Origin of the sequence: Halomonas sp. HAL1 (assembly GCF_030544485.1) — a bacterium.
Lineage (GTDB): Bacteria > Pseudomonadota > Gammaproteobacteria > Pseudomonadales > Halomonadaceae > Vreelandella > Vreelandella arctica.
In genome coordinates, this window is record NZ_CP130610.1 from 2,108,258 (window position 1) to 2,120,768 (window position 12,511).

Below are 12,511 nucleotides of genomic sequence, written 5' to 3' on the forward strand. Positions count from 1 at the left end.
ATTGCCGAACGCGTTGAGGCATTCCATGAAGAGATGGAGCGCAGAATGACTCAAGTGATGGCTGCGTGACACGACCTTCCCATAGATACACCAATCGATCATTTACTATATAGACGCCAGGGCTACCACCCTGGTGTCTTATTTTTTTGGATGCAACCATGACCCACGGCAAACTCAAAGCGGGTTAAGTAGCTGATATCTAATGTCGTAACACTGGTTACTAAAACCAACAAAATGACCATAGTAAAAATCGCCAACGTCCAAATAAACGTTCAGGTGCTTTCCCTCACCTTGAGTTCATAGCCAATATCCAACCTCGGGGCTGGTGGTTGCCTGCCTTCAAGTCTTGAAAGCATCATCTTGGCTGCCTCGACGCCCATTTCGTATCGCGGCACGGTAATGGTCGAAAGCCGTGGGGAAAGATGCTCACCTAGCGATAGCCCGAGGTAACCACCAATCGCGATTTCTTCAGGCACACATATGCCTTGCCGATTAGCTTCCATTAGCGCCCCGGCGGCAAGATTATCGTTAGCAAAATGTAACGCGTCTAAATCCGGCCGCGTTTCCAGTGCCTCTAGGAACAAGAGGCGCCCTGCTTCATAGGATGACGGCTCCTCGCGACGAAATAGCAGATCGAATTCAACTCCCGATGTCTTCAGCACCTCCCGATGACCCTCGAAACGTTGCATAGCCCGATAATCTCGGCTCATACCAGTACCGAGATAAGCGATACTTTTGTAGCCTCTGTCTAGTAAATGTTGTGCCATACAGGCTCCGGCTGCATGGTTATCAACGCCGACATTCATGTCTATACACTCGTCACCTAGCTCCATGATTTCGACCACGGGGCGTCCCCAGTTTTTGAGACGTTTTGCAGTACGGACGTGATGACGAAGCCCTGTTAGGATGACGCCAGAAGGCGAGTAACCAAGCAATGAGTCAATGAGGCTGGCCTCGCGATCCAAATCGAAGTCGGTTGATCCCAGTAGCACTTGATACCCAGCCTGCTCAAGGGTCTGCTGAATACCATGGATCACCTCAATAAAGGTCAAAATAGACAACGATGGCACCACAACCGGAATCATACGCATCCCTGCCGAAGCCAGACCACCAGCAACAAGATTGGGCATATAGCCGAGCTTAGCTACAGCCTGATCTATACGTTCTCGCAGCTTGGCAGACACACTCTCAGGCGTATTGAGTGCACGAGAAACGGTAATCGGAGCAACACCTGCCTCCAACGCTACATCTTGTATTGTTACGCTATCTGTTCCTCGGTGACGCCGACGTGATCGCGTTATAGGGGTCTGTTTCAACATCATCTCCTTAAATAAAAGCCATTCTATATTCTCATTCTAAAGGATAAGAAGCGAAATGGTAGCGCTACCAAATAACACGTGCTAGCTTTTAAAAAGTGGCCTCGCATCACGCAGATTCGATCTTAATGGCATCGCTAATACCATTGCAGGCTCAATATCAGAATCAATGCTAACGCCACTCATACTGAACTTCCGGAGGTGTATGCAAAATGACTACAACAACAGCACGCGGAATCATCCTCGCTAGCCTAGCCAGCTTAGGAATCGCAGCCCAAGCCAGTGCCAACGAACTCTCTATCGCTATCCACGTCGAACCATCCGACACTATGTTCAAGGTCGGGGAACGTCTTAAGGAGACTATCGAGACAGAAACAGATGGTAGGTATACCGTATCGCTTCTAGGCACAGAGGTCGGTGGTGAGCGTGACCATTTAGAAGGTGCCAGTTTCGGTGAGTATTCCATCGCCTTGGGTGGCTCTATGCCCATGACGCTTTACGCCGAAGAATTCGCTTCTGCTGACCTTCCCTTCGTCTATCGCTCAAGCGAGGAGGCCCGAGAAGTCTATGAAGGTGAAACCGGGGAATTGCTCAACGAGCGCCTAATCGCCAACGGTAACATGCGTCTGGTTGGGCTCTCTCAGCGTAACCCGCGTAACCTGACCTCGAATTTCCCCGTCAACACACCAGAAGATGTTGAGGGTGTCCGCTTGCGGGTACCAGAAATAGCGCCCTGGATTCAAATATGGGAAGAGGTTGGCGCCCTACCAAGTCCTATCGCATGGCCAGAAGTCTATACCTCGCTCCAGACCGGTGTGATTGAGATGCAGGAAAACCCTGTCGACTTGATTTACTCAGGAAGGCTCTACGATGTGCAGGATCATCTAAACAGAACTGAACATGTCTTTTCCTTTTTTCATTGGTTAATGAATGAAGATTTCTATCAAAGCCTTTCTGACGAAGATCGCGACATCATAATGACCGCAATTAAAGACGCTACCGAGTGGGGCGACGAAACAATTATCAGCGGTCAGCAAGATCTCCTCGAAGAACTAGCGTCACTTGGCATGACCATTGTTGATAGCGATGTGGACGCCTTCCGCGAGGCAGCCGAACCCGCAGTCAGGGAAATCATTGAAAACTACCATCCCAATGTTCGCGAATACGTAAACTCACTGCTCGAGTAAGTCGCCAAGGGCGACCCGGCAATATTAGGTCGCCTTCTCTAGTCAACCAAGTCATTCGACCGGAGGCGCCTATGACAGCCGCGAATCATATAAACCGTGCTATTGCTCTTTTCTGGGGACTCCTAACCGCTGTCGTCACGACAGCCTTCGCGCTGATGTTGACAATCATGGCTATCCAAGTGATTTCACGATATGCGCTAGGCATACCCGTATCATGGACCGATGAAGCCGCTCGCTACCTTTTCCTGGCCCAGATTTTCCTGGGCTCGGTACTAGCCCTGCGTTATCAGGAACACATTCGTATCACCGTGGTGACCGATTTGATGGGGCCGCGCGTGCGCAGCATTGTGGCAAGCCTTGCCGATATCATTTGCATCGTAGTGCTGCTCATGTTGGCCATTGGCGGATGGAACATGATGGAGAGAACCTCAGGCATTTTGGCTAGTACTTTCCGTTTGAGTTTCTCTTATATCTACCTGATTCAGCTCATATCGGCGTGGATGATGATTGGACTGCTGATAGGTGATCTATATCGACGCATCTTTATCAAGCTGCCCGCCATTCAAAATGACTGGAGTGAATGACTATGGAAGTCTTCGTCATCCTGTTCGTCGGATTGATCGTCCTATTAATGCTAGGAGTGCCCGTCGCTTTTGCCATGATAGGTTCTTCAGCAATGGTGCTGGGATACACGCGTGGTTTCGATGCCATTCCGATGGAAATGATCGCCCAACGCACTCTCTATGGTGTCAACAGCTTTACCTTGCTTGCTATCCCGGCATTTCTTCTTATTGGTCGGCTAATGAACAGCGCAGGTATATCTGACCGCGTTTTCGACATCGCAAGAACGATGGTGGGCCACCTGAAGGGAGGGCTGGGCCATGTCAATGTTGTCGCTAGCATGCTGTTCGCTGGCATGTCGGGCTCTGCAGTTGCGGATGCTGGCGGACTAGGTGCTTTGGAAATTAAGGCCATGGAAGACGATGGTTATCCTACCGGCTTTAGTGCTGCTGTCACGGCGAGCTCGGCCACTATCGGTCCAATTATTCCGCCTAGTATTCCCGCCGTCATCTATGGTGCTCTGGCCAATGCCTCAATCGCTGGCATCTTCCTAGCATCTATTATCCCCGGCCTCTTCATGGGATTAGGCCTTATGGTGATGGTCGCCATTATCTCGCATCGACGTGGTTTTCCTACCCGAGCTCGCGCTCGTTTCCAAGACTTCACGGCGGCGCTAATACGCGGCGTACTGCCGATGCTAACACCGCTCATCATCATCGTGGGCATCCTAAGCGGTGTTTTCACCCCTACAGAGGCCTCAGTGGTTGCCTTGGTCTACTGCTTGTTCATTGCCTTTGTGGTTTATCGCTCCATCAGCTTTCGAGAGTTCATCAGCATTCTGCGCGATACTGCCATCGACTCGGCGGCTCTGATGTTCATTATTGCAGGTAGTGCCCTCTACAGCTGGGTGCTGGGGCGTTACCAGGTCACCTCGCTAGTTGCCGAATTTCTGCTCGCAACAGTGACCGACCCACTAGGTTTACTGCTGCTGCTGGCTTTGTTCATCCTACTAATCGGCCTATTCATCGATTCGGTTCCGGCACTGTTCCTGTTAACTCCACTGCTGGTGCCGGTGATAGTGCAATACGGCATCGACCCGATACATTTCGGGGTGGTGATGATTTTCACTCTGATGATCGGCCTGATAACGCCTCCCGTCGGTACTGTGTTGTTCACCGTTCAGAAGATCACTAACCTGCCGTTCGGCGTGTTGGTGAGAGAAACGATGCCATTCTATATCCCCCTCTTCATCGTACTGCTCATCATCATCTGCTTCCCTTCCATCGTCATGTTCCTTCCGAACATTATCTTGAATTAAGGAGACCTAATATGTCAGTTCTCATCACCGGTGGCCTTGGCCACGTGGGTTCCTGGGTCGCCTACTTACTGGCAAAACAGGGGAAGCAGGTAGTTATCTGTGACACCGCTGCCAATCGCTTCGATAGCCTGGGCTTGGATTATCTTGAGGAAGTGCGGGACCTGCTTACACTCGAGTCAGTCGACGTCCTCGACTACCACAGCATCTTCAAGATTTTCCTACGCCACCGCGACGAACTCGAAGGTGTCATCCATGGGGTCTCGGTGATCGCCGGGCCATACTTCCAGGAGCATCCCTACAAGCATGTATCGATTAATGCCATGGGAACACTCAACGTATACGAGACGTGTCGTATTCTGGGCATCAACAAGGTCGTCAACATGAGCTCCGGGGCAGTCTATGGCGATGCGCCGGGGCCTCAGCACGAAGACACTCCTTATAAGGCAACCGATCTCTATGGCGCCTCGAAAATTTCAGGCGAGCTTTATGGCCTGCAATACAGCGACACGTTCGGCATGGATATCCGCAATGCTAGGCTCTTCTTTGTCTACGGCCCCGGTAAGCGACCTTCACACATGCACAAAGTCTATCAAGGGCTATTCGGCCCTCTTGAAGGGCTCGATAACATTCAGGCTTCCAATGGCTCACAACAATCATTGGATTGGACGCATGTACTGGATACTGCTACCGGCATCGTGAAGCTATTTGAAAAGCCCCAGGTGACAAAGCGCAACTTCAATATTTCCAGCGGAGTGCCCGTCGACCACCTCAAAATCATTGATGAGGTAGCTGATATCACTGGCAAAACCTCCAATGTACAACTGGGGCCAGGTCCGTTCGTTGTACGGGGCTCACCCTTAGACATCTCACGCGCGCGTGAGGAGCTTGGCTTTGAACCCCGGTTTACCAATATCCGCGAGGGTCTTATGGATTATTGGCAATGGTTGCAGAAGACAAACCACCTCTAAATGTCTTTCACTTAATCAACTATTGAGACTGTCGCTACATCACTTGAGAGAGGTCGATCATGAGTGAGCGTATTCTGGCTACATACCTGATTGAAACGCCTTATCCGCTTAAGCATGCTGCCGAAGTAATGGCCGGTGAACAGTCATGCGGTACCTTTACTCGACTGGAAAACGAAACAGATGCGCTGCGCGAGGCGCACGGCGCTCGCGTTGAGCATATCGAGCCTTTGGGAACGAACTATACCCCATCTCTACCAATACCAGCTCTTCAGACAGGTAGTGTCCATCCTGTCTACCGACAAGCACGCGTCACCCTGTCCTGGCCATTGGCTAACCTCGGCACCTCGCTACCTGCATTGTTCGCGACAGTGGCAGGCAACCTTTTTGAGCTTAAGGAATTTTCAGCGCTTAAATTGCTCGATCTGTCTCTACCGGATCCATTCGCTGAGGCGTACCCTGGGCCGCAATTTGGTATAGCCGGTACCCGCGAACTTACAGGAATCCAAGGTCGCCCACTGATTGGAACGATTATCAAGCCAAGCGTTGGGCTTTCACCTAGTGCCACCGCAGAGGTGGTAAGTCAGCTATTAGCGGGAGGGATCGACTTCATCAAGGATGATGAGTTGCAGGCCAATGCCCCCCACAACCCTTTTAAAGAACGAGTCGATGCAGTGATGCCGCTTATCCGGGATCACGCCGAACGCACTGGAAGAAAGGTAATGTACGCCTTCAACATCACGGGTGAAGCCGATGAAATGCGCGATCATCACGACTATGTGGTGGCAGCTGGTGGTAGCTGCGTAATGGTCGCCCTTAACGCCGTTGGCCTCACTGGGGTGAGCCAACTGAGGCGTCACTGCCAAGTGGCTCTGCATGGCCACAGAGCGGGGTGGGGAATGTTAAGCCGCTCACCACATCTGGGCATGAGTTTCGTGGCTTACCAGAAACTATGGCGCCTGGTGGGAGTCGATCATATTCACGTTAATGGTTTGCGCAATAAGTTCAGCGAGGAGGATGCAAGTGTCATTGCCAGCGCCCGTGCCTGCTTGACACCCATGTTCGATCCTCCGAATCCCGGTTGCGAAGTGATGCCAGTGTTCTCTTCCGGCCAGACTGCCGACCAGGCAGCTGACACCTACTCTGCCATCACTAGCACCGATCTAATCTTCTGCGCTGGCGGTGGCATCATGGCGCACCCCGATGGAATCGGCGCTGGTGTCAGGAGTCTTCGTCAGGCTTGGGAGGCCGCAGTGGAGGGCATCGACGTAAACGACTACGCTCGTGAGCACACTGAACTAGCAAGGGCCTTGGAGACCTTTCGTCGATGCCCCTGAGTTATTCTGCCCCACTGATTTCTTACTACGGTGACGACCTGACGGGATCCACCGATGCGATGGAGGCTCTCGCAAGTCAAGGCGTGGATACTGTGCTATTCACAACGATACCTGACGAGGATCAACTGCAAAAATTCCGCCACTGCCGAGCTATCGGCCTAGCAGGAACAAGCCGAAGTGAGTCGCCTGATTGGATGGATCAGCACCTGACACCATCGCTGATTTGGCTGCGCGATCAAGGCGCAGCTCTATGCCATTACAAAACATGCTCTACTTTCGACAGTGCGCCTCATGTAGGCAGCATCGGCCGTGCCCTTGAGATCGGACATGGTATTTTTGGTCACGATGGCGTTCCCATTGTCGTTGGTGCCCCACAACTGCGCCGTTACACATTCTTCGGCCAACTCTTTGCCGCGGCTCAGGGAGAGATCTACCGTATCGACCGCCATCCGATCATGTCTAGGCATCCAGTAACACCGATGCATGAGGCTGATTTGCGACGACATCTGGCAACACAGACTGCACTCGACATTGGACTCATTGATCTTGTAACTCTAGCCGATCCCCAGATTGATGCTCGTGTAGATAGCATTCGTTCCGGTTATGCGGCGCTTCTTTACGATGTACTTGATTCATCAAGCCAGGCAACAGTAGGACGCCAGCTATGGCGCACCCGGCCCAAAAATGGTGGGTTTGTAATCGGCTCTTCCGGGGTTGAGTACGCGCTACTAACAGAATGGCAACGACTAGGACTAGTCGAAAGACCACCGACCTTCTCTAATCCCGAACCCGTGGAACGTATTGCTGTAGTTTCAGGAAGTTGTTCCGAGACCACGGCTCGTCAGATTCGCTACGCCGAGAAACATGGCTTTACCGCCTTGCGGGCAGACGCTTCGCGCTTAGCCAATGACACCCTGGCGAGCACCGAGCTCGATGCAGTTCGCTCGCAGGCTCTGGCGGCACTCGCTAAAGGACGTAGCGTGGTGATCTATACAGCGCTTGGCCCAGATTCCAGCCTGGCATCATTACAGGATAACAGCACTGCACATGCCATAGGCCGACGACTGGGTGGTCTACTCCGTGACCTAGTTCGCGCCGAGCAGCTAACCCGCGTTTTGGTTGCCGGTGGTGATACATCAAGCCATGCGATTCAGGAACTTGGTATCCATGCCTTAACTACGCTCATGCCGTTACCGCAGACGCCTGGGTCCCCGCTATGCACCGCACACAGTAGTGATCCTGATTTCGATGGCCTTCAGGTGGCATTCAAAGGTGGCCAAGTCGGGGACGATGCTTTTATTGTGCGGATCCGAGATGCCAATATGGGCTGATCAACTACCGACATATCTCTGGTTTTCTCTCTCCATATCCTATTAAAGGCTAGGCTGCTTGGTACTAAAAGCCGCCCTTGCCTACAATGCCGCAGCGGCCATCCTGGTACACAATCACCCCAATGGAGACCCCGAACCCAGCGAGGCAGCTCTAGTAATCAGGCAAGCTTTATTTTTTGGTTAAGGCGGCAAACGGCCAAAAGCTGCCTTTTAGTCGTCTCTGATATAACACGAAGCTTTGCGGCAGGTTCTGAGCCGCAAAGCGGAGAAAAAATTGTTCGGCAACAGCGACCGGTTAGGTTCGATCTCATTACTTCAGTTGATATCTAAAGCGAAAGTGGGCTCTTTCTGTATATTTTCATTTTGACCAGACTTACTAACACGGGGGTTCACTCCCCACTGAGTTGTGTGAACCAGCAAGTTGCGCTCTTCTGATATGGACATAAACGCAAAACGCGCGATTGTTCCAATCACTTTACGATCCCGTCTCTCATATACCTTTTGCCAAACTGGAGAAAAGCGTTCAATTAGGTCGTTCATTAAGCGGTCGACTGATTGGAGCAAATGTGCGTCGCTTTCACGGACGAAGATGCGATCCCCCGGGTTATAGATTTTCGATACATCAAGGGGACCCTCTGTCAGCCTTGTTGTCCGTTTAGTGATATCGCCTAAATCTAATCCAGAGGGAGCGGCATGGAGTCCTCTCTCAGTATTCACATAGGTGGGCCGACTTGCATTGCAAACCACCGACGTTAGGCAACAATCGTAGGTGACCCTGAGTGAAATAAACGCACGACGCTCTCTGCGCGATCCGATAGCAGCTCAGCACAGCGTAATAGAGCTTCGTCCAGTGCTAACGGCCCATCGGACAAAGCTAATACAGCGGTTACGCCTTCATCATAAGCCAACTGCCATCCCTCACCGAGGCTACCCGCTAACACAACTACTGGAACACCCATTTCCCGTGCGCAGCGGGCAATGCCAATTGGGGTCTTCCCTGCCATACTTTGACCTTCTAGCCTTCCCTCGCCGGTAATGACCAAATCGGTAAGTTCAAGTCGTTGTCGAAACCCACCTGGGTCATCACCAATTCAATACCTGGACGCAGCTCTGCCCCGAGAAAGGTGCGTGCCGCGAACCCCATCCCTCCAGCAGCCCCTGAACCGGGTAATTCACGGAAGTCATTTCCCAGAGTCTCAGTTACCTTGCTGGCGAAATGTGCTAGTGCAGCATCCAATATGACGACATCTTCTTCGCTAGCGCCTTTTTGAGGGCCGAATACAACACTGGCACCGCGCTCACCGACCAGCGGATTATCTACATCCACGGCGGTCTCAACGATCACCTCAGACAGACGCGAATCAAGTCCATCAAGCTCCACTTGAGCAAGATTGATCAGAGCCGCCCCACCGGGCGACAGAGGTCGTCCTTGTTCATCAAGCAATCTTGCCCCTAAAGCCTGCAGCATGCCTGCACCCGCGTCGTTGGTCGCACTCCCCCCTAGCATGAGTATTATGCGCTTAGCACCTGCGTTCAGAGCGGCGATAATCAGCTCACCTACCCCATGAGTGGAGCTATGCAGTGCCGTGCGCTCCAGAAGAGTCAGGTGCTGCAGACCACACGCTTCAGCCAGTTCAATATATGCTGTGAAATTAATGGGATGCCAGCCCCACGCTGCCTGACGAAGTTCTCCCAAAGGCCCCTGCACCATCTGGTAATGCCGCTCGGCTCCTGTAGCGTCAATCAAAGCATCCAAAGTACCTTCCCCACCATCGCCCATCGGGCAAGCATCACACTGTGCAGATGGTAAAGCTCTACGAATACCGGCAGTGATCGCGCTGACGGCCTTGCTAGCCGAGAGAGCATCTTTAAAGCTATCTGGCGCTAGGATGATGTGCATCGCTCACCTCTTCTAGGTTCTCCTTAGGATGGCGTGCCGAGCGGCGGGTGCTGTTTCGCAGCATTGGCGTTACCGGGAGCATGATGTGCTCCGTATTAATGTCGATCTGATTGATTTGCGCCATCAGTAGCTCAGTAGCCTTCAAGACCATTAATTCCACCGGCTGTTTCAGGGTTGTCAGGGAATGACTCGGCCAATCCGCCATCGGTATATCGTCGAAACCAATGACCGAGACGTCATCAGGCACTGCAAGCCCGAATTCATGCCGCAAGGTATCAATAGCAGCGATTGCCATCAGATCGTTAGCACAAAACAGCGCATCCGGTGGTGTTGAATTAGCAAACAGGCGCCTCGTTGCATGGCAGGCATCTGCGTACCGGTAGTTACCGACCTCCATCGCATAGCAATCCACACCCACATCGGCAAGTCCTTTCAGAAAGCCGGCTTGCCGCTGGAGGTCGGTGGAAGAGTCTGGCAACCCTGCCAGATAGGCAATACGGCGATGACCAAGGGAGGAAAGGTAGTGACCTGCCCAATACCCCCCGCTGTAGTTATCACTGCCGACTTGGCTTATACCATCAAAATTGACAGTACGATTGATGACAACGAAAGGAATACCAAAATTCGCCACCTCCTCTGCCTGGGCGCTATCCATGGTTATCGCCAGCATCAGCACCCCCTCGACTTGGCTTCTAATTATGTCGTCAATTACCGTAGCGAAACCGTTATCTGACGGAGCAAAAAAAAGCTGAAGATGGTAGCCCTGTTGCTGAAAGTAGCGTGACGCCTTTTCCAGCATGACACTGTAGAAAGGATTTTCGAGGCTGTAAGCCACTACAGCAATGGTACGACTCGATCTGGTAATCAGCGAGCGCGCAATGGAGTTGGGGCGATATCCTAGTTCCCGGGCTGCCTCCAACACCCTTTTGCGCGTTTTCTCCGCCACCTTGGCATCAGCTGAAAAGCTGCGACTCACTGCTGACTGAGACACACCAGCTAACTTCGCCACATCGCGGGAGGTTACGGATTTTCTTTTCATGCATCACGCTCCCAGAGGGCCGTTTAGATCATATACAGCCCGATTCATCAGAACCAAAGGCAGTGACTTACCGTACTCACTCTTAAAGCTTTTCAAGAGACCGATACTGGTCGATCTTTTTCACGTAAACTTTGCTGTTATCTAATGCTCCTTGCACTTCATCATCGGTTAGCTCTCTGACCACCTTAGCGGGCACACCTACGATTAAAGAGCGTGGAGGGAATCGTTTGCCCGAGGTGACCAAAGCGCTGGCACCTATGATGCAATGATCACCAATTTCCGCACCATTGAGTACCGTTGCGTTCATGCCCACTAGTACGCCATCGCCGATTTTACAACCATGTAACATGGCTAGGTGCCCTACGGTCACCTGACAGCCGATGTCGACCGGGTAACCAGGGTCGGTATGTATCACACAGCCATCTTGCAGATTGCTGCCTTCCCCGACGGTGATAGGTTCATTATCCCCTCGTAGCACTGCGCCAGGCCAGACAGAGACTTCGTGAGCAAGATGAATACGCCCGATTAGCGTAGCTTCTTCCATCACCATGGCACCTGTCGCTATCTCGGGAACGTTACCTTCTAGTCGATATACTGGCATTAAGTACTCTCCCTAGAAGCCGACTTGGTCGCCACCTTTAAGTTGAAGTATCTCGCGTGCTTCGTCGGGCGTTGCTATTTCAAAGGAAAGGCCTTCGAGAATTTCGCGTACTTTGGCTACTTGTGCCGCGTTGCTTTCGGCTAACTTGCCCGGAGAAAGCCATAGTGAGTCTTCAAGGCCGACGCGAACATGGCCTCCAATGGCTGCCGCCTGAGCAGCAATCCGCATCTGGTTGCCTCCGGCACCCAGCACTGACCACTCGTAGTCATCACCGAATAAGCGGTTGGCGGTTCGGCGCATATGCATAACATCCTCGGGGTGGGGGCCGATACCGCCCAGGATGCCGAACACACTCTGCACGAAGACTTTTCCACTAATAATGCCGCGATCCATCAAATTGCGTAAATTGTAAAGATGGCCAATATCGTAGCATTCACATTCAAAGCGAGTGCCGTTCTCTGCACCAAGTGTCATGGCCTTTTCGATATCGGCGAAAGTGTTCTTGAACACTAGGTCGCGACTATTCTCAAGATGGGCACGCTCCCAATCGTGCTTGAGATCCTCATATCGGTTAAGCATGGGAAAAAGCCCAAAGTTCATCGACCCCATGTTCATAGAGGCAAGCTCAGGCTTAAACTCCATGGCTGGCCGCATACGTTCCTCAACGGTCATGTGAGGGCTGCCACCAGTGGTAAGGTTGATGACCGCGTCGGTAGCTTTCTTGATACGCGGTAGAAACCGCTCGAAGACAGCTGGATCTTGTGTGGGCTTACCGTTATCGGGATCGCGGGCATGAAGGTGAAGTATGGAAGCGCCTGCCTCAGCGGCAGCGATACCAGCCTCAGCAATCTCTTCAGGTGTTACCGGTAGGTGTGGCGACATGGAGGGCGTATGGATGGCACCGGTTACGGCACAGGTGATTATGACTTTACGTTTATTAGCCATCAGAAGTTTCT

At 52.2% G+C, this 12,511-nt stretch carries 10 protein-coding genes and 2 pseudogenes; 7 read left to right on the forward strand and 5 right to left on the reverse strand.

All coding sequences use genetic code 11. From position 1 onward, the window contains the following. Positions 1 to 272 precede the first annotated feature (272 nt). Positions 273 to 1,322, reverse strand: a complete 1,050-nt coding sequence (locus Q3Y66_RS09885) for a LacI family DNA-binding transcriptional regulator (protein WP_303319547.1) — start codon at positions 1,320 to 1,322, stop codon at positions 273 to 275. 206 nt (positions 1,323 to 1,528) lie between these two features. On the opposite strand from Q3Y66_RS09885, the gene Q3Y66_RS09890 reads away from it, so the two are divergent. From Q3Y66_RS09890 to Q3Y66_RS09920, 7 genes and pseudogenes are all read left to right on the forward strand, one after another. Continuing rightward, positions 1,529 to 2,503: a TRAP transporter substrate-binding protein gene (locus Q3Y66_RS09890; RefSeq protein ID WP_008957897.1), complete on the forward strand. Its 975-nt coding sequence runs from the start codon at positions 1,529 to 1,531 to the stop codon at positions 2,501 to 2,503. Positions 2,504 to 2,574: 71 nt separating this feature from the next. After that, positions 2,575 to 3,087 (forward strand): TRAP transporter small permease, encoded by a 513-nt coding sequence (locus tag Q3Y66_RS09895; RefSeq protein WP_008957896.1) that lies wholly within the window; start codon positions 2,575 to 2,577, stop codon positions 3,085 to 3,087. 2 nt (positions 3,088 to 3,089) lie between these two features. Then, positions 3,090 to 4,382 (forward strand): TRAP transporter large permease, encoded by a 1,293-nt coding sequence (locus tag Q3Y66_RS09900; RefSeq protein ID WP_008957895.1) that lies wholly within the window; start codon positions 3,090 to 3,092, stop codon positions 4,380 to 4,382. 11 nt (positions 4,383 to 4,393) lie between these two features. Beyond that, complete coding sequence (locus tag Q3Y66_RS09905; RefSeq protein ID WP_008957894.1) at positions 4,394 to 5,350, forward strand: NAD(P)-dependent oxidoreductase; 957 nt, start codon at positions 4,394 to 4,396, stop codon at positions 5,348 to 5,350. Positions 5,351 to 5,409: 59 nt separating this feature from the next. Then, positions 5,410 to 6,684 (forward strand): ribulose-bisphosphate carboxylase large subunit family protein, encoded by a 1,275-nt coding sequence (locus Q3Y66_RS09910; protein WP_008957893.1) that lies wholly within the window; start codon positions 5,410 to 5,412, stop codon positions 6,682 to 6,684. Beyond that, positions 6,675 to 8,015 (forward strand): four-carbon acid sugar kinase family protein, encoded by a 1,341-nt coding sequence (locus tag Q3Y66_RS09915; protein ID WP_008957892.1) that lies wholly within the window; start codon positions 6,675 to 6,677, stop codon positions 8,013 to 8,015. The genes Q3Y66_RS09910 and Q3Y66_RS09915 overlap by 10 nt, the downstream gene beginning before the upstream one ends. Before the next feature lie 61 nt (positions 8,016 to 8,076). Next, positions 8,077 to 8,187, forward strand: a pseudogene (locus Q3Y66_RS09920) (JAB domain-containing protein); the annotation flags it as partial. Positions 8,188 to 8,767: 580 nt separating this feature from the next. On the opposite strand, the pseudogene Q3Y66_RS09925 reads toward Q3Y66_RS09920, so the two are convergent. From Q3Y66_RS09925 to Q3Y66_RS09940, 4 genes and pseudogenes are all read right to left on the reverse strand, one after another. After that, a pseudogene (locus Q3Y66_RS09925) lies at positions 8,768 to 9,915 on the reverse strand (glycerate kinase). Further along, positions 9,890 to 10,954 (reverse strand): LacI family DNA-binding transcriptional regulator, encoded by a 1,065-nt coding sequence (locus Q3Y66_RS09930; RefSeq protein ID WP_008957891.1) that lies wholly within the window; start codon positions 10,952 to 10,954, stop codon positions 9,890 to 9,892. The pseudogene Q3Y66_RS09925 and the gene Q3Y66_RS09930 overlap by 26 nt, the downstream one beginning before the upstream one ends. 82 nt (positions 10,955 to 11,036) lie before the next feature. Further along, positions 11,037 to 11,555, reverse strand: a complete 519-nt coding sequence (locus Q3Y66_RS09935; protein WP_008957890.1) for a gamma carbonic anhydrase family protein — start codon at positions 11,553 to 11,555, stop codon at positions 11,037 to 11,039. 12 nt (positions 11,556 to 11,567) lie between these two features. Further along, positions 11,568 to 12,500, reverse strand: coding sequence for a 3-keto-5-aminohexanoate cleavage protein (locus Q3Y66_RS09940; RefSeq protein ID WP_008957889.1), 933 nt, complete (start codon positions 12,498 to 12,500; stop codon positions 11,568 to 11,570). Positions 12,501 to 12,511: the final 11 nt, after the last annotated feature.

Coding starts and splice junctions, on each gene's coding strand:
- Q3Y66_RS09885 (WP_303319547.1), bottom strand. CDS start 1,322: ATGATGTTGAAACAGACCCCTATAACGCGATCACGTCGGCGTCACCGA.
- Q3Y66_RS09890 (WP_008957897.1), top strand. CDS start 1,529: ATGACTACAACAACAGCACGCGGAATCATCCTCGCTAGCCTAGCCAGC.
- Q3Y66_RS09895 (WP_008957896.1), top strand. CDS start 2,575: ATGACAGCCGCGAATCATATAAACCGTGCTATTGCTCTTTTCTGGGGA.
- Q3Y66_RS09900 (WP_008957895.1), top strand. CDS start 3,090: ATGGAAGTCTTCGTCATCCTGTTCGTCGGATTGATCGTCCTATTAATG.
- Q3Y66_RS09905 (WP_008957894.1), top strand. CDS start 4,394: ATGTCAGTTCTCATCACCGGTGGCCTTGGCCACGTGGGTTCCTGGGTC.
- Q3Y66_RS09910 (WP_008957893.1), top strand. CDS start 5,410: ATGAGTGAGCGTATTCTGGCTACATACCTGATTGAAACGCCTTATCCG.
- Q3Y66_RS09915 (WP_008957892.1), top strand. CDS start 6,675: ATGCCCCTGAGTTATTCTGCCCCACTGATTTCTTACTACGGTGACGAC.
- Q3Y66_RS09930 (WP_008957891.1), bottom strand. CDS start 10,954: ATGAAAAGAAAATCCGTAACCTCCCGCGATGTGGCGAAGTTAGCTGGT.
- Q3Y66_RS09935 (WP_008957890.1), bottom strand. CDS start 11,555: ATGCCAGTATATCGACTAGAAGGTAACGTTCCCGAGATAGCGACAGGT.
- Q3Y66_RS09940 (WP_008957889.1), bottom strand. CDS start 12,500: ATGGCTAATAAACGTAAAGTCATAATCACCTGTGCCGTAACCGGTGCC.